The sequence below is a fragment of the Pseudomonas sp. XP2 genome, from assembly GCF_053557975.1.
Map to the genome: position 1 here is coordinate 192,334 of NZ_JBNRIK010000008.1, position 20,369 is coordinate 212,702.

Below are 20,369 nucleotides of genomic sequence, written 5' to 3' on the forward strand. Positions count from 1 at the left end.
CTCATCCGTTCGCCTGGGTTACAATGCGCGCCACCGTGATTCTGCCAACAGGTGCGCCATGCAGCCCTACGCTATTGCCCCCTCCATCCTCTCTGCCGATTTCGCCCGCCTGGGTGAAGACGTCGACAAGGTATTGGCTGCGGGTGCCGACATCGTCCACTTCGATGTCATGGACAACCACTACGTTCCCAACCTGACCATTGGCCCGATGGTCTGCACCGCCCTGCGCAAGTACGGTGTTACCGCACCGATCGACGTGCACCTGATGGTCAGCCCGGTCGACCGCATCATCGGCGACTTCATCGAAGCCGGCGCCACTTACATCACGTTTCACCCGGAAGCCACGCAGCACATCGACCGTTCGTTGCAACTGATCAAGGACGGCGGTTGCAAGGCCGGCCTCGTGTTCAACCCGGCCACCAGCCTGGATGCCCTGAAGTACGTGATGGACAAGATCGACATGGTGCTGCTGATGAGCGTCAACCCAGGCTTTGGCGGGCAGAAGTTCATCCCTGGCACCCTCGACAAGCTGCGCGAGGCGCGTGCGCTGATCGACGCCAGCGGCCGTGATATCCGCCTGGAAATCGACGGTGGCGTCAACGTCAATAACATCCGCGAAATCGCTGCCGCTGGCGCTGACACCTTCGTGGCCGGTTCGGCGATCTTCAACGCCCCGGACTACCAGGAAGTCATCGCCAAGATGCGCGCCGAACTGGCTCAGGCCCGCCCATGAGTGGCTTCGAGCAGCTGTTCCCGGGGACGCTGCCCAGGCTGGTGATGTTCGATCTGGACGGTACCCTGATCGATTCCGTGCCAGACCTGGCTGCCGCCGTGGACCGCATGCTGCTCGAACTGGGGCGCCCGCCCGCAGGCCTTGAGGCAGTCCGCCACTGGGTCGGCAACGGCGCCCAGGTGCTGGTGCGCCGGGCGCTTGCAGGTGGCATCGACCACGCCGCGGTGGACGATGCGCTGGCCGACCAGGCGCTGGCGCTGTTCATGGACGCTTATGCTGAAAGCCACGAGCTGACGGTGGTCTATCCCGGTGTGCAGGACACCCTGCGCTGGCTGCGCAAGCAGGGCGTGGAAATGGCGCTGATCACCAACAAGCCCGAGCGCTTCGTCGGCCCGCTGCTGGACCAGATGAAAATCGGCCGCTACTTCCGCTGGATCATTGGCGGCGACACCCTGCCGCAGAAAAAGCCCGACCCGGCGGCTTTGCTCTTCGTCATGCAGATGGCCAGCGTTACCCCGCAGCAGTCGCTGTTTGTCGGCGATTCGCGCAGCGACGTGCTGGCGGCCAAGGCGGCTGGCGTGCAGTGCGTAGGGCTGACCTATGGCTACAACCATGGCCGGCCGATCCAGGACGAATCTCCCAACCTGGTGATCGACGACCTGCGCGCACTGCTGCCCGGTTGCGCAGACCCGGCCACTGGGATAACGTTGGCCAACCTTCAAGCCTCACAAGACAGAGAGCCCACCGTGGTGGTTACTGGCAAATTCTGGATGAAAGTCATCAAGGCCCTGGCCCGTTGGCGTTGGCGCGCCTGACTTCAGCCTGCCGGCGCGTGCCGGCCCGTCCGTTTGCCTGACCTATTGCTGCTTGCCACGAGGCTACTCATGAACCGCGAAGAATTCCTGCGCCTGGCCGCTGCCGGCTACAACCGCATTCCACTGGCCTGCGAAACCCTGGCCGACTTCGACACGCCGCTGTCGATCTACCTGAAACTGGCTGACCAGCCCAACTCGTACCTGCTCGAATCGGTGCAAGGCGGCGAGAAGTGGGGCCGCTACTCGATGATCGGCCTGCCATCGCGCACGGTGATGCGGGTGCACGGCTATCACGTCAGTATCCTGCAGGATGGCGTCGAGGTGGAAAGCCATGATGTCGAAGACCCGCTGGCCTTTGTCGAAAGTTTCAAGGACCGTTACAAAGTCGCTGACATCGCTGGTCTGCCGCGCTTCAACGGCGGCCTGGTCGGCTACTTTGGCTATGATTGTGTGCGTTACGTGGAAAAGCGCCTTGGCGCCAGCCCCAACCCGGACCCGTTGGGCGTGCCCGATATCCTGCTGATGGTGTCCGATGCGGTGGTGGTGTTCGACAACCTGGCAGGCAAGATGCACGCGATTGTGCTGGTCGACCCGGCTGAAGATCAGGCCTTTGAACAGGGCCAGGCACGCCTGCAAGGCCTGCTGGAAACGCTGCGTCAGCCGATCACCCCGCGCCGAGGCCTGGACCTGAGTGGCCCGCAGGCCGCCGAGCCGGAATTCCGCTCCAGCTATACCCGCGACGACTACGAGAACGCGGTCGGCCGTATCAAGGAGTACATCCTGGCCGGCGACTGCATGCAGGTGGTGCCGTCGCAACGCATGTCGATCGACTTCAAGGCTGCGCCCATCGACCTGTATCGTGCGCTGCGCTGCTTCAACCCGACGCCGTACATGTACTTCTTCAACTTCGGCGACTTCCATGTGGTCGGCAGCTCGCCCGAGGTGCTGGTGCGGGTCGAGGACAACCTGGTCACCGTGCGCCCGATTGCCGGTACCCGCCCGCGTGGCGCGACTGAAGAAGCCGACCGCGCGCTGGAAGACGACCTGCTGTCGGACGACAAGGAAATCGCCGAACACCTGATGCTGATCGACCTGGGCCGCAACGACGTTGGCCGTGTGTCCTCGACCGGCAGCGTGCGCCTGACCGAGAAGATGGTCATCGAGCGTTACTCCAACGTGATGCACATTGTCTCCAACGTCACCGGCCAGCTGCGTGAAGGGCTGACGGCGATGGATGCGCTGCGGGCGATCCTGCCGGCTGGCACCCTGTCGGGTGCGCCGAAGATCCGTGCAATGGAAATCATCGACGAACTGGAGCCGGTCAAACGTGGGGTCTACGGTGGTGCAGTCGGCTATTTTGCCTGGAACGGCAACATGGATACCGCGATCGCCATCCGTACTGCCGTGATCAAGGACGGTGAACTGCATGTGCAGGCCGGTGGTGGCATCGTTGCCGACTCGGTGCCGGCGCTGGAGTGGGAAGAAACCATCAACAAGCGCCGGGCGATGTTCCGTGCCGTGGCGCTTGCAGAGCAGACGTTGGCTAAATAAACAGATTGGGGCTGCCAAGCAGCCCCATCAATTCAGAAGTCCACGCTCACCCCCAGGCTCACCCCCTGCTGCGTCAATTCATCACTCTTGCGCCAGTTGTAGTTCCCGCGCAAATGCACCCCTGCGACCACTTCATGGCTCACCCCCAGGCTCGCACGGGTCAGGTCGCTGTGCGGCGTATAACCGGCCAGGGTGAAGTCATTGGCGGGCAAGCTGGTCAGGTGCATGGTCACATCCTGCTGGTCATCCTCGAACTCATGCTCCTGCGCCACCTCGGCGAACAGCCGGGTACCTGGCAGCACCTGCACGCTGCCCAGCAACCCCAGGCCCAAGCGGCGTGACGTGCGTTCCTGGTCATCGAAGCCCAGTGCTGTCGAGCGCCCGCTCTTCTCGTTGTACCCATCCACTTTCACGCGCGCATAGTCGGCACTGATGAATGGCGCCAGCTGCCAATTGCTGCTGTCTGCCGCCAGGTTGTAGCCCAGCCGCCCGGACATCGCCCAGGCCTCGCCGTCGGTGTCGCCCTTTTCGCTGCGCTCGTTCACGCCAAGGGCGAAGGTGCGCTTGAGGTCGCTGTAGTCCAGATGCCCGGCGGTCAGCGCAGCATCGGCCCACCAGCGGTCCTGGCGGTATTGGGCGAAGGCGCTGGCCAAGTAGCTGTTCAGTTTGTAGTCCGAATCATTGGCGCCGGCCTCCAGCTTTTGCCGGTACGCGCCGCCGGCCAGGCCCAGGCGCCAGGCGTCGTTCAACCGGTAGCTGCCGCCCAGTGTCAGGTTATAGCCGCGGCCATCGCCGCTGGCCGCGCTGTGCTGGCCGTCGAAGTCCAGGTCCTGGGCACCGGTGGCGACGAAGGCCTGCCATTGGCCAACTGCTTGCCAGGGTGTCTGCCATTGGTTGCGCAGCTCATCCTGATGGGCGCGCAGGCTGGCATGTGCCATTTCGGGGAGCAGGGTAAGCTCCCAGGGGGCGGAGATGATCGAATAGGCGTAGTCGGCAATCAGTTGCTGGCCGGCGATGGTCGGGTGCACCGAGTCGTTGAACAGCAGTTTAGTCGGGTCCGGGGTTGTGCCATTGATACCGTACACCGGGTTTTCCACGCAGCTGTTGCCGCTGTAGCAGGTGCCGACCAGGTTCTGGTCGCTGGCCAGGCCGAACTGGTTGGGGCTGGCCAGTGCCTCGCTCAGCAGCACAGGGATGTTCAGCGGGATGATCTCGGCATCGATCTGCCGCAGTTGGCTGAGCAGCGACTGGTTGAATGCGCCAGACAGCAGTGACAGCGGGTTTTGTTGCGGGGTGCCGCTGAAGTTGGGCGTTTGGCCGAGGTCGGGCAGCAGCCAGACCATGATGTAGCGGGCGCCACCTTGTTGCAGTGCCTGGGCGCTGGCCGCAAGGCGGGCGCCGGCGGCCACGGCGTCGGCCGGGCTGTTTACCAGGCCTTGGAGGAAGTCGTTGCCGCCGCCCGTCAGGTAGTAAAGCGCGTTGGGGTCGGCACGCAGGCCGTTGGCCAGGTAGCCCGCCTTTTCACGCAGCACCAGGCCGGCGCCGGGGTTTCCTGGCGGGATGACGGTCTCGGAAGTTGTCGTGATCGAATCCAGGATCTGCTGGGTGGTATAGCCACCGACAGCCCAGTTGTTGCCATCGGGCCGGATGCCTGTCGATGTCGACGGGTTCAGGTCATCGGGTGCAACGCCCAGTCGGCCACCGAGGATCATCGGTGACACCGGGGCAAAGTTACCGTCGGCATCGCGGTTGGTAAACCGGGCGCCTGGGGTACCGCCAGTCAGATCGGGAAATTGCCCGGCGTCGGCGAGGCTGTCGCCAAACACGATCAGCGTGGAATAAGGTGAGGGACCTGCGAATACCTGGCTGCAGGCCAGGGCCAATGAAGCGAGGGTAAAGCGCATTAACGGGGCTTTTCGCATCAGGGAACATCCTTTTCTTTGTTTTTATCAAGGACTGCCTGATCGACCTTAGCAAATCGCAGTGCATCCCTCCCAAGTCCATTCGTTTCCCCGTGTTTGCAGGCATATTGCGCCCGCCGCCCCGGTAGGCTACTGTGCCGGAACGTATGAGCGAGACCTATCCTGTGTTGATCGTCAGTAAACTCTTGATGCGCGTAATCAAGGCCCACGCCCGTTGGCGTTGGCGCGCCTGACTTTATCCCCTGCCGGCCCGCCCGGCTCGCCCCCGTTTGCCTTCTTCTTTACTGCCCTGTGTGGCGAAGCCGTGCCTGTGGCGGTGGCAAGAAGGTTCGAATTCTGAAGTCAGTAAATTCAAGAGGTTTAACACCATGTTACTGATGATCGACAATTACGACTCATTCACTTACAACGTCGTCCAGTACCTTGGCGAGCTGGGTGCCGAGGTCAAGGTCATTCGCAATGACGAAATGACCATTGCCCAGATTGAAGCCCTCAACCCCGAGCGGATCGTGGTATCCCCAGGCCCTTGCACGCCGAGCGAAGCGGGTGTGTCCATCGAGGCCATCCTGCATTTTGCTGGCAAGCTGCCGATTCTGGGCGTGTGCCTGGGGCATCAGTCCATCGGCCAGGCCTTTGGCGGTGACGTGGTGCGCGCCCGCCAGGTGATGCACGGCAAGACCAGCCCGGTACACCACCGCGACCTGGGCGTGTTCACCGGCCTCAACAACCCGCTGACCGTTACCCGCTACCACTCGCTGGTGGTCAAGCGCGAAACCTTGCCCGATTGCCTGGAAGTGACTGCCTGGACCGCCCATGAAGACGGCTCGGTGGACGAAATCATGGGCCTTCGTCACAAAACCCTGAATATCGAAGGGGTGCAGTTCCACCCCGAGTCGATCCTGACCGAGCAGGGCCACGAGCTGTTCGCCAACTTTCTCCAGCAGACCGGCGGCCGCCGCTAAGGATCGAACATGGATATCAAGAGCGCATTGAGCCGTATCGTCGGCCACCTGGACCTGTCTACCGAAGAAATGCGCGATGTCATGCGCCAGATCATGACCGGCCAGTGCAGCGAGGCGCAGATCGGCGCCTTTCTGATGGGCATGCGCATGAAGAGTGAAAGCATCGACGAAATCGTCGGCGCGGTGTCGGTGATGCGTGAGCTGGCCGACAAGGTTGAGCTGAAAAGCCTGGATGGCGTGGTCGATATCGTCGGCACCGGCGGTGATGGCGCCAATATATTCAACGTGTCCACCGCGTCGTCGTTCGTCCTGGCGGCGGCGGGCTGTACTGTTGCCAAGCATGGTAACCGCGCGGTTTCCGGCAAGAGCGGCAGTGCCGACCTGCTGGAAGCTGCCGGCATCTATCTTAACCTGACGCCAACCCAGGTGGCTCGCTGCATTGACAGCCTGGGCATCGGCTTCATGTTCGCGCAAAGCCATCACTCGGCCATGAAGCATGCCGCCGGTCCGCGTCGTGAGCTGGGGTTGCGTACCCTGTTCAACATGCTCGGCCCGCTTACGAATCCGGCCGGAGTGAAGCATCAGGTGGTTGGCGTTTTCGCCCAGACCCTGTGCCGCCCGTTGGCCGAGGTGCTGCAACGCCTGGGTAGCAAGCATGTGCTGGTGGTGCATTCGAAGGACGGCCTGGATGAGTTCAGCCTGGCTGCCCCCACCTTTGTTGCCGAACTGAAGAACGACACAATTACTGAATACTGGGTCGAACCGGAAGACCTCGGCATGAAAAGCCAGAGCTTGCATGGCCTTGCCGTCGAAAACCCACAGGCTTCGCTGGAGCTGATTCGCGATGCTCTGGGCCGTCGCAAGACCGAAAACGGCCAGAAGGCTGCGGAGATGATCGTGCTCAATGCGGGCGCGGCACTGTATGCCGCCGATCATGCGATGAGCCTGGCTCAAGGTGTGGAACTGGCCCACGACGTACTGCACACCGGGCTGGCCTGGGAGAAGCTGCAGGAACTGGGTGCCTTTACTGCAGTATTCAAGGTGGAGAACGAAGCATGAGTGTGCCGACGGTGCTGGAAAGGATCATTGCCCGCAAGTTCCAGGAAGTGGCCGAGCGCAGCGCGCGCGTCAGCCTCGCCGAGCTGGAAGGCCTGGCCAAGGCCGCCGATGCCCCGCGTGGTTTCGCCAACGCGCTGATCGAACAGGCCAGGCGCAAGCAGCCAGCGGTGATCGCCGAGATCAAGAAGGCTTCGCCGAGCAAGGGCGTGATCCGCGAGCACTTCGTGCCGGCGGAAATCGCTGTCAGCTACGAGAAGGGCGGTGCTACCTGCCTGTCGGTGCTGACCGATGTCGATTACTTCCAGGGTGCCGATGAGTACCTGCAGCAGGCCCGCGCGGCAGTTTCGCTGCCGGTGATCCGCAAAGACTTCATGGTCGACCCTTACCAGATCGTCGAAGCCCGGGCCTTGGGCGCGGATTGCGTGCTGCTGATCGTCTCGGCACTGGATGACGTGAAGATGGCCGAGCTGGCCGCGACTGCAAAAGACGTCGGCCTGGACGTGCTGGTGGAAGTGCACGATGGCGATGAGCTGGAGCGCGCGCTGAAAACCCTGGATACGCCGCTGGTGGGGGTAAATAACCGCAACCTGCACACCTTCGAGGTCAGCCTGGAAACCACCCTTGACCTGCTGCCGCGTATTCCGCGTGATCGCCTGGCGATTACCGAGAGCGGTATTCTCAACCGGGCCGATGTCGAGCTGATGGCAATCAACGAGGTTTACTCGTTCCTGGTGGGCGAAGCGTTCATGCGCGCCGAGCAGCCTGGGCTGGAGTTGCAGCGGTTGTTCTTCCCGGAACAGGTGAAGAAGACTGTTCAGCATCTTGACTGATCAAATGAAGCCGGCTTTTTTGCCGGCTTTTTTGTATGCCTGCCAGGGCCGCTTCGCGGGTAAACCCGCGCCTACAGTGGGTGTGCTCCCTTTGTAGGAGCGGGCTAGCCTGCGAAGAGGCCATCAAAAACAACATCAAAGGTGGATCAATGACCGATCAACCCCTGGCCCTGACCGTCGAACAAGGCCTGCACACCGAACAGGAACTGCTGGCCGCCGTTTGCCGCGGCGAACGCGAAAACGGTGTGCTGTTCTGGCGACCCACCGACCATGCGCTGGTCATGCCCCGGCGCATGAGCCGTCTGGAAAACTTCGAGGCCGCCTGTGCGGAGCTGGCGATTGCCGGCTGGCCGGTGCTGCTGCGCGAGACTGGCGGTGAGCCGGTGCCTCAGTCCCATTCCACTGTCAACGTTGCCCTGGTCTACGTTGCCCCGCGCAGCGAAGGTGATCACGGCCGTATCGAAAGCGCCTACGAGCGCCTGTGCCTGCCGCTGTGCGAGGTACTGCGCGAGTGGGGCGGGGTGGCGTCGGTGGGGGAGATAGACGGGGCGTTCTGCGATGGTCGCTACAACGTCAACCTCAATGGCCGCAAGCTGGTGGGCACCGCCCAGCGCTGGCGCCAGGGCCTGGGCGGCAAGCGCCCGGTGGTGCTGGTACACGGTGCGTTGCTGCTGGACAACGAGCGGGAGTCGATGGTGGCAGCGGTCAACCGCTTTAATGAGTGCTGCGAGCTTGAGCAACGCTGCCGCGCTGATGCACATATCGCCTTGCATGAAGTGGCGCCCGCAGCACCCTGGTTTGAGCGCTTGTCGCAGGCCTACGCCAAGGTGCTTGCAGACCTGCCCAGGGGCTAGCGGGTACCGTAGACCACCATGGTCTTGCCTTTGACCTGCACCAGGCTGCGTTCCTCAAGGTCCTTGAGGACGCGGCCGACCATTTCCCTGGAACAACCGACGATTCGGCCGATTTCCTGACGGGTGATCTTGATCTGCATGCCGTCGGGGTGGGTCATGGCGTCGGGTTGTTTACACAATTCCAGCAGGCAACGGGCAACCCGGCCGGTGACGTCGAAAAACGCCAGGTCACCGACCTTGCGTGTGGTGTTGCGCAGGCGCTGGGCCATCTGGCCGCCCAGGGCATAGAGGATTTCCGGGTCTTGGCGCGCCAGTTCGCGAAACTTGTCGTAGCTGATTTCCGCCACTTCGCACTCGGTCTTGGCTCGCACCCAGGCACTGCGCTGCTGTTCGCCGTCAACCGGTTCGAACAGCCCGAGCTCGCCGAAGAAATCGCCATTGTTGAGATAGGCAATAATCATTTCGCGGCCATCCTCGTCTTCGATGAGGATGGTCACCGAGCCCTTGATGATGAATGACAGTGTCTCGGCGCGGTCGCCGGCGCAGATGATGTTGCTTTTGGCGGTGTAGCGGCGGCGCTGGCAGTGTACCAACAGTTTGTCGATGTTCTTGATCTTGGCGGATAGGGCGGAGGCAACCATCACGAAATCCTGTTCGATACGCCGCATAGGCTTTTTATAAGGTTGTCTGGCGGCGAGCGCCATTCATTTGGCGCCAGCTTATCAGACGTCTCCGGATGTTTCGGTATTAAACCGATACGTCTCGTGCTTTTCGCACGGCCTTACAAGGTCTAAGCTGACACCCTTTTCCGAATATCAGGAGTCCGGGTAGATGAAGGCACGTATCCAGTGGGCCGGTGAGGCCATGTTCCTCGGCGAATCGGGGAGTGGCCATGTCGTCGTGATGGACGGCCCGCCCGAGGCCGGCGGCCGCAACCTGGGTGTGCGCCCGATGGAAATGTTGCTGTTGGGCCTGGGTGGCTGCAGCAGCTTTGACGTGGTGAGCATTCTGAAGAAATCGCGCCAAGCGGTAGAAAGCTGCGAGGCGTTCCTGGAAGCCGAGCGTGCCAGCGAAGATCCGAAGGTGTTTACCAAGATTCACATGAACTTTGTGGTGAAAGGGCGTGGGCTGAAAGAAGCGCAGGTCAAGCGGGCAGTGGAGCTGTCGGCAGAGAAGTACTGCTCGGCTTCGATCATGCTCGAACGCGCGGGGGTTGAGATTACCCACGGGTATGAAATCGTAGAGCTCGGTTAACGCAACGTTGTTGGGGGCCGCAAAGCGGCCCCGGCACTATCAGCTCCGAAGTGCGGGCAGTGCAGCTTGCACCCACCGTGGCAACCATCCCCGCATCACTTGGCTCAACCGCTCCCGCCGCTTCTGGTAAACCAGCCCCAGCCAGATAACCGCCAGCCCGATCAAGGTCACCACCACCGGGAACAGCAGCGATTCGGCAAATACCTCGTACGACAGGTACCCCAGGTAAGCCGCCACGCCCAGTGCACCAAACACCATGAACACCGGCCGGCGCAGCAGCACGGCCATGCCCATCAGCGCTATGTTGGTCAGGCAGTACATGGCCTTGCCCAACTCACTGCCGCTGTCCAGCAGCGTCAGGCCGCCCCAGAATGCCGCCAGCCCGGCCAGGTAGCCCCAACGGGCGTAGTCTTCTTGCGTGCGGCCGTCTATCAACAGGAACACCACCAGCAAACCCAACCCGAACCACAGCGAAACTTCGCGGCGCTGCTCCCAACTGAACGGCGAGCCGAAGAACCATTCGCTCAGGTCCATCGACATGAACCACAGGGCCACGGCTATAGGCATGACGACGAACGGGTAGGGGATCAGCCTCAGCATCAGCAAACCGGCAAGCACCGTGGCCGCCTCCATCGCCAGCCAGCCGCCCTGCACGTAGGTGTAGTACTGGTGATACTTGGCTTGCGCGTCGTCCAGTGGCCACCAGCCTGCCAGGCGCTCAATGGCAAACACCGCCAGTGGCACGATACTGACCGCTACCGCCGCCAGTACCCCGGCAGCAACGGGCTGGGCGCGGCGCTGCAGGTTGAGGGCGAACAAGGTGATCAGCAGGATATAGAGGCTGGCGATGATCAATAGCGCGCCGTCACCAATGCTCATCCAGGCTTCGGTGAGCAACCAGCCCATGGCTGCCATGATCAGCATGGCGCCGAAGTAGAACGCAACATGGGCCAGCTGAAAGCTGCCACGTGCCGCCGGTTGCTGGCGCAGGAATGCCAACAGGCTTTGGTCCTGGCCCGGCTGGAGAATCCCGGCCTGCACGGCACGCGCCAGGTCCTTGGCGTCGAAACGGTCCGTCATGGCGATGCCTTCAGATGCGGTAGGTGCTCTTGGTCATGACCTTGGCCAGCAAGCTCATGCCAAAGCGGACAGGGGCCGGGAAGCGATAACCACCGGCTTCCAGGGCGGACTCGGCGTGCTGCTCTTCGTCGATGCGCATCTGTTCGAGAATGGCCCGGGACTTTTCGTCTTCGTGCGGGATCTGCTCCAGGTGCTCGTCGAGGTGCTTGCACACCTGGTGCTCGGTGGCGGCGACGAAGCCCAGGCTGACCTTGTCGCTGACCAGGCCGGCAAGTGCGCCGATGCCGAACGACATGCCGTAGAACAAGGGATTGAGCACGCTTGGGTGGCTGTTCAACTGGCGAATGCGCTGTTCGCACCAGGCCAGGTGGTCCACCTCTTCCTCGGCGGCATGCTCCATGGCCTTGCGTACTTCGGGCAGCTTGGCGGTCAAGGCCTGGCCCTGGTACAGCGCCTGGGCGCACACTTCACCGGTGTGGTTGATACGCATCAGCCCGGCGATGTGGCGGGTCTGCTGCTCGTCCAGGTCGACGTCCGGCTGGACAATGGCCGGCGATGGCCGGGCGGGTTGGCCGCTGAAGGGCAGCAAGGTGCGCATGGCGGTATCGGCCTGCAGCAACAAGCGGTCGAGCGGCGAGTAGTGACGTTCGGTAGCCATCGGGCACCTCCGCAAGAATGTGCCCGACAGTTTACCGCAATAGCGGCGGGGTCGCTTGCCGTGGATCAGCCCGGTGGCCAGTTCATCTGGCGCTGGCCCAGCACGTGCATATGGATGTGGTAGACAGTCTGGCCGCCCTTCGGGTTGCAGTTCATGACCACGCGGAAACCTTCCTCGCAGCCCTGCTCGAGAGCCAGGCGCTGGGCGGTGAACAGGATGTGGCCCGCCAGGGCCTTGTCTTCTTCGGTCAGGTCATTGAGCGTGCGGATGTGTTTTTTCGGGATGACCAGAAAATGTACCGGTGCCGCGGGTGCAATGTCCTTGAAGGCCAGGACCTGGTCGTCTTCGTAGATGATATCCGCCGGGATTTCCCGGTTGATGATTTTGAGGAATAGATCGTCCACAGCACTTGCTCCATGGTGAGGGTCGGGCCGAGTGTACTCAGCCGAGCGCCGCTCGCCCAGTGGCTATTCCATGCCGGCCGGGCAATAGCGGCGGTGGATGGCGCCGGCCAGTTTGCACACCAGCCAGCGCGGCAGCAGGCGCGGGGCCAATGCCAGCCAGCGGTTGCGTCGGCCTGGCATGATCAGCGCACGGTTCTTGTCCAGTGCACGCACGGTATACAGCGCTACTTCTTCGGGGCTGAGGCAGCGGGGTTTGCCATCGAGCCGCGCAATGCGCCGGCGCGAGGAGCGTACAGGGCCTGGGCACAATACCGAGACCTTGATACCGGTACGCTTGAGTTCTTCGCGCAGGGCCTGGGAAAAACTCAGCACGTACGCCTTGCTGGCGGCATAGGCCGCCATCCACGGGCCGGGTGCCACCCCGGCAAGGCCAGCGACGTTGAGGATCTGGCCGCCACCCTGCACGGCCATCAGGTTGCCGATGGCGTGGCACAGGCGGCTCAGGGCCAGAACGTTGACCTCCAGCAGATCCTGCTCGTCGGCCCACTCATGGGCCAGGAACGGCCCGTAGGTACGCAAGCCGGCACAGTTGACCAGCAGGTCGATACGCCGTTCGCCTTCTTCCAGTTCCAGTACGAAGCCAGAAAGGCGCAGCGGCTGGCTGAGGTCGCAGGCGCGGAACAGCACCTCGACACCAAAGCGTTGGGTCAACTCAAGGGCCACGGGTTCCAGCGTTTCCCGCTGACGTGCCACCAGGATCAGGTTGCGCCCGCGCCGTGCCAGCGCTTCCGCCAGGGCCAGGCCCAAGCCGCTGGAAGCACCAGTGATCATGGCGTAACGGGTCATGCAAGGCTCCTGGGGGCGAAAGAGGGCGCCTAGTGTACAGCTTGGCCGGGTAAGGTGTTGCGTTTTGCTACAAGGTGCGGGCGCGCAGAATCTGGCAGCGATCCAGGGCTTCCCGGTACTCACTGTGGAGCCGTTCGATCAATGCACTGGCGCTGGGCAGATCATGGATTTCGCCGACACCCTGGCCCGCCGACCATACGGTCTTCCAGGCCTTCGCTTCGTCGTCGATAGGTTTGAGCTTGCCTTGCTCGTGGCCGCCCTTGAGGGCGTTCATGTCGTAGCCAGCCTGCTCCAGGCTTGAACGCAGGAAGCTGGCAGGTATGCCGGACACTGCCGGGGTGTGAATGATGTCGGCGGCGTGGGCAGCGAGTAGCATCTGCTTGTAGGCATCCTGGGCCTGGCTTTCTGCGGTGGCGATGAAGCGCGTACCCATGTAGGCCAGGTCGGCGCCCAGCAATTGTGCGGCGAGGATTTCGTGGCCATGGTTGAGGCAGCCGGCCAGCAGCAGGGTCTTGTCGAAGAACTGGCGAATCTCTGCGGCCAGGGCGAAAGGGCTCCAGGTGCCTGCATGCCCGCCCGCGCCGGCAGCCACGGCGATCAAGCCATCGGCACCCGCTTGCGCGGCCTTCTCGGCATGGCGGCGAGTGGTGACATCGTGGAACACCAGGCCGCCGTAGCCATGCACGGCATCGACCACTTCCTTGACCGCCCCCAGGCTGGTGATGACGATCGGCACGCGATGCTCCACGCACAAAGCCAGGTCGGCCTGCAGGCGTGGGTTGGTCGGATGGACGATCAGGTTGACCGCATAGGGGGCTGGCGCCTCCAATAGCGCCAGGCCTGCCTCGATTTCCTCCAGCCAGGCCTTGAAGCCGGCGCTGTCGCGCTGGTTCAGGGCCGGGAAACTACCCACTACGCCGCTGGCGCAGCACGCCAGTACCAGTTTGGGGTTGGAGATCAAGAACATCGGCGCTGCGACAACAGGCAAGCGCAGGCGTTGTTCGAGCGAGGCAGGTAGCGACATGGCAAGGCTCCTTGAGCGGGTGGCTATGTCAGAACGGTTTGACCACCACCAGAATTACGATGCCCAGCAGGAACAGCACGGGCACTTCGTTGAACCAGCGATAGTAGACGTGGCTGCGGGTGTTGTTGCCGCTGGCGAAGCGTTTGCGTTGGGCACCGCACATGTGATGGTAGCCGGTCAGCAGGATGACCAGGGTCAACTTGGCATGCAGCCAGCCCTGGCTCAGCCAGCCGGGCGTGAGGTAGAGCATCCATGCGCCGAACACGTAGGTGGCGATCATCGCCGGGTTCATGATGCCCCGGTACAGCTTGCGTTCCATGGTCACGAAGCGTTCCTGGCTGATGCTGTCCTGGCTCTGGGCGTGGTAGACGAACAGCCGCGGCAGGTAGAACAGGCCGGCGAACCAGCAGACCACGCTGACGATATGCAGCGCTTTGATCCATAGGTAAAGCATGGAGGGAGTTCCTTCAGGTATTCACGGTCGTCAGATAGTAGTGGTCAAGCGCCCGAAGGGTCACCCGAAGAGTTGTTACAGGCGCTTCACGCCCCTATCATCGTGCGCTTTCCAGACGGCTCGTTGATAAGGGGCAAGCGTTATGATCAAGGTCGGTATCGTCGGCGGCACGGGTTACACCGGCGTCGAACTGTTGCGTCTGCTGGCACAGCATCCACAGGCCGAAGTGGCGGTCATCACTTCGCGCTCCGAGGCGGGCGTGGCGGTGGCGGACATGTACCCGAACCTGCGCGGCCACTATGACGGGCTGGCGTTCAGCGTGCCGGACAGCAAGGCGCTGGCTGCCTGTGATGTGGTGTTCTTCGCTACCCCGCACGGTGTTGCCCATGCTTTGGCCGGTGAACTGCTGGCGGCCGGCACCAAGGTGATCGACCTCTCGGCCGACTTCCGCCTGCAGGATGCCACCGAGTGGGGCAAGTGGTATGGTCAGCCGCACGGTGCGCCAGAGCTGCTCAAGGACGCCGTGTATGGCCTGCCTGAAGTCAACCGCGAGAAGATTCGCCAGGCGCGCCTGATCGCCGTACCGGGTTGCTACCCTACCGCCACCCAGCTGGGCTTCCTGCCGCTGCTGGAGGCGGGCCTGGCCGACCCGTCGCGCCTGATTGCCGACTGCAAGTCGGGTGTCAGCGGTGCCGGTCGTGGTGCGGCAGTGGGTTCGCTGTTCTGCGAGGCCGGCGAAAGCATGAAGGCCTATGCGGTCAAGGGCCATCGTCACCTGCCGGAAATCAGCCAGGGCCTGCGCCTGGCTGCTGGCAAGGACATCGGCCTGACCTTCGTGCCGCACCTGACGCCAATGATCCGTGGCATCCACGCCACCCTGTACGCGAATGTTGTCGACACCTCGGTCGACCTGCAGGCGCTGTTCGAGAAGCGCTACGCCGACGAACCGTTCGTCGATGTGATGCCAGCTGGCAGCCACCCGGAAACCCGCAGTGTGCGCGGCGCCAACGTCTGCCGCATTGCCGTTCATCGTCCGCAGGGTGGTGACTTGGTGGTGGTGCTGTCGGTGATCGACAACCTGGTCAAGGGAGCCTCCGGCCAGGCGGTACAGAACCTGAACATCCTGTTCGGCCTGGATGAGCGGATGGGCCTGTCCCACGCAGGCTTGCTACCGTAAGCGAACTGCGATCGAAATGGCCCGCCTTGCGCGGGCCATTTTGTCAGTCGCGACTAAAGCCGCACAATTCTTGACCAATTTTCTCGGGAAAGCGGATAATGCGCGTCATCGAGTTTTAAGGCGGCAACTGCGCCGGGAGAGTCAACATGAGCGTCGAAACCTTCACCCCTACCGGTCTGGAATTCACCCATGGGGCGGCCCAGAAAGTGAAGAACCTGGTCAATGAGGAAGGCAATGAACGTCTGAAACTGCGGGTGTTCGTGACCGGTGGCGGCTGCTCGGGCTTCCAGTACGGTTTCACTTTCGATGAAGATGTGGCCGAAGATGACACCATCGTCGAGCGCGAAGGCGTGTCGCTGGTGGTCGACCCGATGAGCTTCCAGTATCTGGCTGGCGCTGAGGTGGACTATCAGGAAGGCCTGGAGGGGTCGCGCTTTGTGATCAAGAACCCGAACGCTGCCACTACGTGCGGTTGCGGGTCCTCGTTCTCGATCTGAGATCTGGCTCTACGAAAACGCCGCGCAATTGCGCGGCGTTTTGCTTTCTGGTGTAGCAGTTAGGCCGGGTAGATTGCGCCCAGTACCCGCAAACCCTTGGCCGCCGTCACGCTTGGCCGGTTGGCGCTGATGCCTTCGAGGCAGCAGTGGGCCAGCCAGGCAAAGGCCATGGCCTCGACCCAGTCAGGGTCTACGCCATGGGCGCCGGTACTGGTGACACGGGCCTTGGGCAGCAGTTGGCCGAGGCGGGCCATGAGGGCACCGTTACGTGCGCCGCCACCGCACACCAGCAACGCTTCGGTGCCTTGCTGGGCATTGCTCAGCGAGTCGATGATGCTGCGAGCGGTAAGCTCCAGCAATGTCGCCTGTACATCCTCGTCCGGGTAAGCGGGCAGGCCTGCCAGGTGGCCATCCAGCCAAGGCAGGTTGAACACTTCGCGGCCTGTGCTCTTCGGGCCGCTACCCGCAAAGAACGGGTCGGCCAGCATCGCACTCAGCAAGCCCCCCTGTACCACGCCCGAGGCCGCCCAGGCACCATCGGCATCGTAGGCCTGGCCGCGCTTGCGCTCTATCCAGGCATCCAGCAGCACGTTACCCGGACCGCAGTCGAAGCCGTGGACCGGCTTGTCCTGCTCGATCAGGCTGAGGTTGCTGAAGCCGCCCACATTCAGGATTGCCAGACGCTGGCCCAGGTGGCCGAACAGGGTTTCGTGGAAGGCCGGAACCAGCGGCGCACCTTGGCCTCCGGCAGCCACATCGCGCCGGCGGAAATCGGCAACCACGCGGATACCCGTTAGCTCGGCGAGCAGCGCCGGGTTGCCGATTTGCACGGTAAAACCGCGTGCGGGCTCGTGGCGGATAGTCTGGCCGTGGCTGCCGATGGCGCGGATGGCCTCGGCCCCCAGTCCTTGGCGGGCAAGCAGTTGGCGTATACCTTCGCCTGCCAGGCTGGCCCAGCGGTTTTCGGCCAGCGCCGCGCGGGCTATTTCGTCAGGGCCGCTGCTGCACAGGGCAAGCAGTTCCTGGCGCAGGTCGCCGGGCATGGGCAGGTAATGGGTGGCGAGCAGTTCAAGCTGCTCGCCTTGTTCGATCAAGGCAATGTCAAGGCCATCAAGGCTGGTGCCGGACATTACCCCCAGGTAGAGCGCCATGGGCTTAGCGCTTGTTCGCTGCGAGCAGGGTGGCCTTTTCCTGATCCATACGGGCAATCAGGGGCTGGCTCTGCTGCAGGAAGCGCTGGCGCTCGTTCTTGGCGATTGGATCAGCCATTGGCACTTTCTGGCTCAGCGGATCGACGTGCACACCGTTGACCTGGAACTCATAGTGCAGGTGGGGCCCGGTAGACAGGCCGGTGGTGCCGATGTAACCGATGATCTGGCCCTGCTTTACCGAACTGCCAGTCTTGATGCCTTTGGCAAAGCCCTGCATGTGCCCGTACAGCGTCTTGTAGCGGTTGCCGTGCTGGATGATCACGGTGTTGCCGTAACCGCCACGGCGCCCAGCCAGTTCGATGCGGCCGTCACCGGCAGCCTTGATTGGCGTACCGCGCGGGGCGGCGTAGTCGACGCCTTTGTGCGCGCGGATCTTGTTCAGGATGGGGTGCTTGCGGCCGGCGGAAAAGCGCGAACTGATACGGGCAAAGTCCACCGGCGTACGGATGAAGGCCTTGCGCAGGCTGTTGCCGTCGGCAGTGTAGTAAGTGGTGTTGCCCTGCTTGTTGGTGTAGCGCACGGCGGTGTAGGTCTTGCCGCGGTTGGTGAAGCGGGCGGACAGGATGTTGCCGGTGCCGACCACCTTGCCGTCCATGACCTTCTGCTCGTAGACCACATCGAACTCATCGCCTGGGCGAATATCCTGAGCGAAGTCGATGTCGTAACCCAGCACCCGGGCCATGTCCATGGTCATGCTGTGGGAGAGACCGGCGCGCTGGGCCGAAGCCGATAGCGAGCTCTTGATCACGCCGTGGGCATAGGCAGTACGAACTACGGGTTTGCTGATTTCACGGTTGAAGGTGTAGCCCTTGGCGGACTTCGTCAGCCGAATGGTCTCGAGATTGCTGACCTTGCTGTGCAGGCTGGCGAGCTGGCCATCCTTGTCGAGCTCGAACTGCAGTACCTGGCCGTGTTTGAGCTGGCTGAACTGCTTGGCCTGCTTGTTACTGGCCAGCAGGTCGTGTACCGCATTGGCCGGCAGGCCGACCTTGGCGAACAGGGTGGACAGGGTGTCGCCACGTGCCACGGTGACTTCGCGGTGGCCAGGCTGCTTGGCTGCTTCGGCGGCGGGTTCGGTGGCAGGGGCTGGCTGCTCGGCCGTTTGGGTCTTGGGGGCTGCTTCTTCGATCTGGGCGAAGGGCGAACCTTGCTCACTTTCTGCCTGCACCAGGGGGGCAGCACGGGATTCGTCTTTCAGCTGCTCGGCCGGGCTCTCCAGCTCGAGGTTGAGGGTGGTTTTCTTGGCTTCCACTTCGCTGGAGGGGAATACCAGCAGAGCCAGACTGAGCAGGGCGGCAATGCCGCTGGCGGCCAACAGATGGCTTTTCGGATAAAGCGGGGGCGCTTTAGGCGGTTCGTTGGTCATGGGTAAGGTGACTTTGAAAAAGTGAAATGGAAAAGATGAATGACATGATGAAGATGAAATAACTGTATAAAATATAACCAAATCCATTTTCACGCAAGGGCGCGTAGACGCCGCGAGCCCGTGCCCGGGTCACATTCCTTTGCGAAACTTGTATTTGACGGCCGATCTTGTATGGTTGGCTCCCCCTGAATCTGAGCCTTGCGGGTTTGTCTATGAAGTCGGTTGAAGAGCAGCTGGCGCTTATAAAGCGCGGCGCGGAAGAAGTACTGGTCGAGTCGGAACTGGTAGAGAAGCTCAAGCGCGGCCAGCCTCTGCGCATCAAGGCCGGCTTTGACCCGACTGCGCCTGACCTGCACCTGGGTCACACGGTGCTGATCAACAAGCTGCGTCAGTTCCAGGAGCTGGGCCATCAAGTCATCTTCCTGATCGGTGACTTCACCGGCATGATCGGTGACCCCAGCGGCAAGAGCGCCACGCGCCCACCGCTGACCCGTGAGCAAGTGCTGGACAACGCCGAGACCTATAAGCAGCAGGTGTTCAAGATTCTCGACCCGGCCAAGACCGAGGTCGCGTTCAACTCCACCTGGATGGACAAGCTGACCCCGGCCGACTTCATTCGCCTGGCGTCGCAGTACACCGTGGCGCGCATGCTTGAGCGCGATGACTTCGACAAGCGTTACACCACCAACCAGCCGATCGCTATTCACGAGTTCCTCTACCCCCTGGTGCAGGGCTATGACTCGGTGGCGCTGAAGGCGGACGTCGAGCTGGGTGGTACCGATCAGAAGTTCAACCTGCTGATGGGGCGCGAGCTGCAACGCGCCTATGGTCAGGAAGCGCAGAACATCGTGACCATGCCGTTGCTCGAAGGCCTCGACGGTGTGAAGAAAATGTCCAAGTCGCTGGGCAACTATGTAGGTATTCAGGAAGCGCCGGGGGTGATGTACAGCAAGCTGGTATCTATCCCGGATACTTTGATGTGGCGTTACTTCGAGCTGCTGAGCTTCCGTTCGATGGAAGAGATCGAGCAGTTCCGTGCCGATGTTGCCAAGGGTGCCAACCCGCGCGACATCAAGATCAAGCTGGCCGAAGAGATCGTTGCGCGTTTCCATGGTGAGGAGGCAGCGGCCAACGCTCACCGTGGTGCTGGTAACCGCATGAAAGAAGGTGAGTTGCCGGAAGACCTGCCGGAAGTCGAAGTGGTTGCAGCGGAAAACTTGCCGATTGCTGCCGTGCTGAACCGGGCTGGCCTGGTAAAGAACTCGGCTCAGGCGCGGGACCTGCTGAGTGGCGGCGCTGTTAAAGTCGACGGTGCGGCCGTGGATCGTGACTTCGTGTTTGCGCTGGGCGCGACCCATGTGTGCCAAGCGGGCAAGAAGTCGTTTGCACGGGTTACCCTCAAGGCTGAGTGAGCGATTGCAGGTGTAGCTATATAGAAGCGGGGGGGCCGAAAGGCCTCCCCGCTTTGTTTTTTTGGGTGTTCGCCTTGGGGTCTTCAGCGGCTGCAAGATCGGGGGGCGCTCGATCTCATAGGCGCTGAATGTGTTGTGGCGGACACCTGGTGGCCTTTCTAGGGTGCTTCCTGCTTATATTTCAGTTTCTTGAAATTAAAGGTTGACGCCCTTCTGAATCCCCTTATAATGCGCCCCACTTCCAGCGACATCGGAACGAC

The 20,369-nt window shown here is 62.2% G+C and carries 21 protein-coding genes; 11 read left to right on the forward strand and 10 right to left on the reverse strand.

Annotation, left to right across the window (positions count from 1 at the left end; genetic code table 11):
• Positions 1–58 precede the first annotated feature (58 nt).
• The 3 genes from rpe to trpE all read left to right on the forward strand — a co-directional run bounded on the left by rpe (position 59) and on the right by trpE (position 3,099).
• Positions 59–733, forward strand: coding sequence for a ribulose-phosphate 3-epimerase (gene rpe, locus ACK1VC_RS11865; RefSeq protein ID WP_016484625.1), 675 nt, complete (start codon positions 59–61; stop codon positions 731–733).
• Entirely contained in the window at positions 730–1,548 is an 819-nt protein-coding gene (locus tag ACK1VC_RS11870; protein ID WP_016484626.1) for a phosphoglycolate phosphatase, read from the forward strand. Before rpe ends, ACK1VC_RS11870 begins: the two co-directional genes overlap by 4 nt.
• 69 nt (positions 1,549–1,617) lie before the next feature.
• Positions 1,618–3,099, forward strand: coding sequence for an anthranilate synthase component I (gene trpE / locus ACK1VC_RS11875; RefSeq protein ID WP_060517967.1), 1,482 nt, complete (start codon positions 1,618–1,620; stop codon positions 3,097–3,099).
• 32 nt (positions 3,100–3,131) lie between these two features.
• Here trpE and estP read toward each other — a convergent pair whose 3' ends face one another.
• The gene (gene estP, locus ACK1VC_RS11880) at positions 3,132–5,021 is read right to left on the reverse strand and encodes an esterase EstP (RefSeq protein ID WP_197884243.1); all 1,890 of its coding nucleotides are present in this window, start codon (positions 5,019–5,021) and stop codon (positions 3,132–3,134) included.
• 368 nt (positions 5,022–5,389) lie between these two features.
• Here estP and ACK1VC_RS11885 point away from each other — a divergent pair, with 368 nt between their 5' ends.
• The 4 genes from ACK1VC_RS11885 to ACK1VC_RS11900 all read left to right on the forward strand — a co-directional run bounded on the left by ACK1VC_RS11885 (position 5,390) and on the right by ACK1VC_RS11900 (position 8,726).
• Positions 5,390–5,983, forward strand: a complete 594-nt coding sequence (locus ACK1VC_RS11885; RefSeq protein ID WP_016484629.1) for an aminodeoxychorismate/anthranilate synthase component II — start codon at positions 5,390–5,392, stop codon at positions 5,981–5,983.
• Positions 5,984–5,992: 9 nt separating this feature from the next.
• Positions 5,993–7,042 (forward strand): anthranilate phosphoribosyltransferase, encoded by a 1,050-nt coding sequence (gene trpD / locus ACK1VC_RS11890; protein WP_023048031.1) that lies wholly within the window; start codon positions 5,993–5,995, stop codon positions 7,040–7,042.
• Positions 7,039–7,872: an indole-3-glycerol phosphate synthase TrpC gene (gene trpC / locus ACK1VC_RS11895; RefSeq protein WP_016484631.1), complete on the forward strand. Its 834-nt coding sequence runs from the start codon at positions 7,039–7,041 to the stop codon at positions 7,870–7,872. Before trpD ends, trpC begins: the two co-directional genes overlap by 4 nt.
• 149 nt (positions 7,873–8,021) lie before the next feature.
• Entirely contained in the window at positions 8,022–8,726 is a 705-nt protein-coding gene (locus ACK1VC_RS11900; protein WP_095116686.1) for a lipoate--protein ligase family protein, read from the forward strand.
• Here ACK1VC_RS11900 and crp read toward each other — a convergent pair.
• Positions 8,723–9,367, reverse strand: a complete 645-nt coding sequence (gene crp / locus ACK1VC_RS11905) for a cAMP-activated global transcriptional regulator CRP (RefSeq protein ID WP_191087205.1) — start codon at positions 9,365–9,367, stop codon at positions 8,723–8,725. The two genes, ACK1VC_RS11900 and crp, sit on opposite strands and share 4 nt — an antisense overlap.
• A 190-nt stretch (positions 9,368–9,557) precedes the next feature.
• Between crp and ACK1VC_RS11910 the strand changes: the two genes are divergently transcribed.
• Positions 9,558–9,980: an OsmC family protein gene (locus ACK1VC_RS11910; RefSeq protein WP_004376171.1), complete on the forward strand. Its 423-nt coding sequence runs from the start codon at positions 9,558–9,560 to the stop codon at positions 9,978–9,980.
• 39 nt (positions 9,981–10,019) lie between these two features.
• Here ACK1VC_RS11910 and ACK1VC_RS11915 read toward each other — a convergent pair whose 3' ends face one another.
• From ACK1VC_RS11915 to hemJ, 6 genes are all read right to left on the reverse strand, one after another.
• On the reverse strand, positions 10,020–11,060 hold the full coding sequence (locus tag ACK1VC_RS11915; protein ID WP_191087206.1) for a DUF2157 domain-containing protein: 1,041 nt from the start codon (positions 11,058–11,060) through the stop codon (positions 10,020–10,022).
• A gap of 10 nt (positions 11,061–11,070) precedes the next feature.
• On the reverse strand, positions 11,071–11,718 hold the full coding sequence (coq7, locus tag ACK1VC_RS11920; protein WP_016484635.1) for a 2-polyprenyl-3-methyl-6-methoxy-1,4-benzoquinone monooxygenase: 648 nt from the start codon (positions 11,716–11,718) through the stop codon (positions 11,071–11,073).
• Positions 11,719–11,783: 65 nt separating this feature from the next.
• Complete coding sequence (locus ACK1VC_RS11925) at positions 11,784–12,122, reverse strand: histidine triad nucleotide-binding protein (protein ID WP_191087207.1); 339 nt, start codon at positions 12,120–12,122, stop codon at positions 11,784–11,786.
• Between the two features lie 63 nt (positions 12,123–12,185).
• Complete coding sequence (locus ACK1VC_RS11930) at positions 12,186–12,968, reverse strand: SDR family NAD(P)-dependent oxidoreductase (RefSeq protein WP_016484637.1); 783 nt, start codon at positions 12,966–12,968, stop codon at positions 12,186–12,188.
• Between the two features lie 67 nt (positions 12,969–13,035).
• On the reverse strand, positions 13,036–13,992 hold the full coding sequence (locus tag ACK1VC_RS11935; RefSeq protein ID WP_060517956.1) for an NAD(P)H-dependent flavin oxidoreductase: 957 nt from the start codon (positions 13,990–13,992) through the stop codon (positions 13,036–13,038).
• 28 nt (positions 13,993–14,020) lie between these two features.
• Positions 14,021–14,446 carry a protoporphyrinogen oxidase HemJ gene (gene hemJ, locus ACK1VC_RS11940; RefSeq protein ID WP_016484639.1) on the reverse strand — a complete coding sequence of 142 codons (426 nt, stop codon included), beginning with the start codon at positions 14,444–14,446 and terminating at the stop codon, positions 14,021–14,023.
• A 142-nt stretch (positions 14,447–14,588) separates the two neighbouring features.
• On the opposite strand from hemJ, the gene argC reads away from it, so the two are divergent.
• Both argC and erpA read left to right on the forward strand, forming a co-directional pair.
• Positions 14,589–15,623 (forward strand): N-acetyl-gamma-glutamyl-phosphate reductase, encoded by a 1,035-nt coding sequence (gene argC, locus ACK1VC_RS11945; RefSeq protein ID WP_019472953.1) that lies wholly within the window; start codon positions 14,589–14,591, stop codon positions 15,621–15,623.
• Positions 15,624–15,769: 146 nt separating this feature from the next.
• Positions 15,770–16,120 (forward strand): iron-sulfur cluster insertion protein ErpA, encoded by a 351-nt coding sequence (gene erpA / locus ACK1VC_RS11950; protein WP_003255511.1) that lies wholly within the window; start codon positions 15,770–15,772, stop codon positions 16,118–16,120.
• 59 nt (positions 16,121–16,179) lie between these two features.
• Here the strand turns inward: erpA and ACK1VC_RS11955 are convergent, their stop codons facing one another.
• Complete coding sequence (locus tag ACK1VC_RS11955) at positions 16,180–17,271, reverse strand: anhydro-N-acetylmuramic acid kinase (RefSeq protein WP_191087208.1); 1,092 nt, start codon at positions 17,269–17,271, stop codon at positions 16,180–16,182.
• A gap of 4 nt (positions 17,272–17,275) precedes the next feature.
• A complete protein-coding gene (locus tag ACK1VC_RS11960; RefSeq protein WP_095116694.1) occupies positions 17,276–18,697 on the reverse strand; it encodes a peptidoglycan DD-metalloendopeptidase family protein in 1,422 nt (473 codons plus the stop codon).
• A gap of 212 nt (positions 18,698–18,909) precedes the next feature.
• Here ACK1VC_RS11960 and tyrS point away from each other — a divergent pair, with 212 nt between their 5' ends.
• Positions 18,910–20,109 (forward strand): tyrosine--tRNA ligase, encoded by a 1,200-nt coding sequence (tyrS, locus tag ACK1VC_RS11965; protein WP_016484643.1) that lies wholly within the window; start codon positions 18,910–18,912, stop codon positions 20,107–20,109.
• The last annotated feature ends 260 nt before the right edge of the window (positions 20,110–20,369 follow it).

Bases quoted from the DNA above. Each gene is read 5' to 3' on its own strand.
- rpe (WP_016484625.1), top strand. From the start codon at position 59: ATGCAGCCCTACGCTATTGCCCCCTCCATCCTCTCTGCCGATTTCGCC.
- ACK1VC_RS11870 (WP_016484626.1), top strand. From the start codon at position 730: ATGAGTGGCTTCGAGCAGCTGTTCCCGGGGACGCTGCCCAGGCTGGTG.
- trpE (WP_060517967.1), top strand. From the start codon at position 1,618: ATGAACCGCGAAGAATTCCTGCGCCTGGCCGCTGCCGGCTACAACCGC.
- estP (WP_197884243.1), bottom strand. From the start codon at position 5,021: ATGCGAAAAGCCCCGTTAATGCGCTTTACCCTCGCTTCATTGGCCCTG.
- ACK1VC_RS11885 (WP_016484629.1), top strand. From the start codon at position 5,390: ATGTTACTGATGATCGACAATTACGACTCATTCACTTACAACGTCGTC.
- trpD (WP_023048031.1), top strand. From the start codon at position 5,993: ATGGATATCAAGAGCGCATTGAGCCGTATCGTCGGCCACCTGGACCTG.
- trpC (WP_016484631.1), top strand. From the start codon at position 7,039: ATGAGTGTGCCGACGGTGCTGGAAAGGATCATTGCCCGCAAGTTCCAG.
- ACK1VC_RS11900 (WP_095116686.1), top strand. From the start codon at position 8,022: ATGACCGATCAACCCCTGGCCCTGACCGTCGAACAAGGCCTGCACACC.
- crp (WP_191087205.1), bottom strand. From the start codon at position 9,367: ATGGTTGCCTCCGCCCTATCCGCCAAGATCAAGAACATCGACAAACTG.
- ACK1VC_RS11910 (WP_004376171.1), top strand. From the start codon at position 9,558: ATGAAGGCACGTATCCAGTGGGCCGGTGAGGCCATGTTCCTCGGCGAA.
- ACK1VC_RS11915 (WP_191087206.1), bottom strand. From the start codon at position 11,060: ATGACGGACCGTTTCGACGCCAAGGACCTGGCGCGTGCCGTGCAGGCC.
- coq7 (WP_016484635.1), bottom strand. From the start codon at position 11,718: ATGGCTACCGAACGTCACTACTCGCCGCTCGACCGCTTGTTGCTGCAG.
- ACK1VC_RS11930 (WP_016484637.1), bottom strand. From the start codon at position 12,968: ATGACCCGTTACGCCATGATCACTGGTGCTTCCAGCGGCTTGGGCCTG.
- ACK1VC_RS11935 (WP_060517956.1), bottom strand. From the start codon at position 13,992: ATGTCGCTACCTGCCTCGCTCGAACAACGCCTGCGCTTGCCTGTTGTC.
- hemJ (WP_016484639.1), bottom strand. From the start codon at position 14,446: ATGCTTTACCTATGGATCAAAGCGCTGCATATCGTCAGCGTGGTCTGC.
- argC (WP_019472953.1), top strand. From the start codon at position 14,589: ATGATCAAGGTCGGTATCGTCGGCGGCACGGGTTACACCGGCGTCGAA.
- erpA (WP_003255511.1), top strand. From the start codon at position 15,770: ATGAGCGTCGAAACCTTCACCCCTACCGGTCTGGAATTCACCCATGGG.
- ACK1VC_RS11955 (WP_191087208.1), bottom strand. From the start codon at position 17,271: ATGGCGCTCTACCTGGGGGTAATGTCCGGCACCAGCCTTGATGGCCTT.
- ACK1VC_RS11960 (WP_095116694.1), bottom strand. From the start codon at position 18,697: ATGACCAACGAACCGCCTAAAGCGCCCCCGCTTTATCCGAAAAGCCAT.
- tyrS (WP_016484643.1), top strand. From the start codon at position 18,910: ATGAAGTCGGTTGAAGAGCAGCTGGCGCTTATAAAGCGCGGCGCGGAA.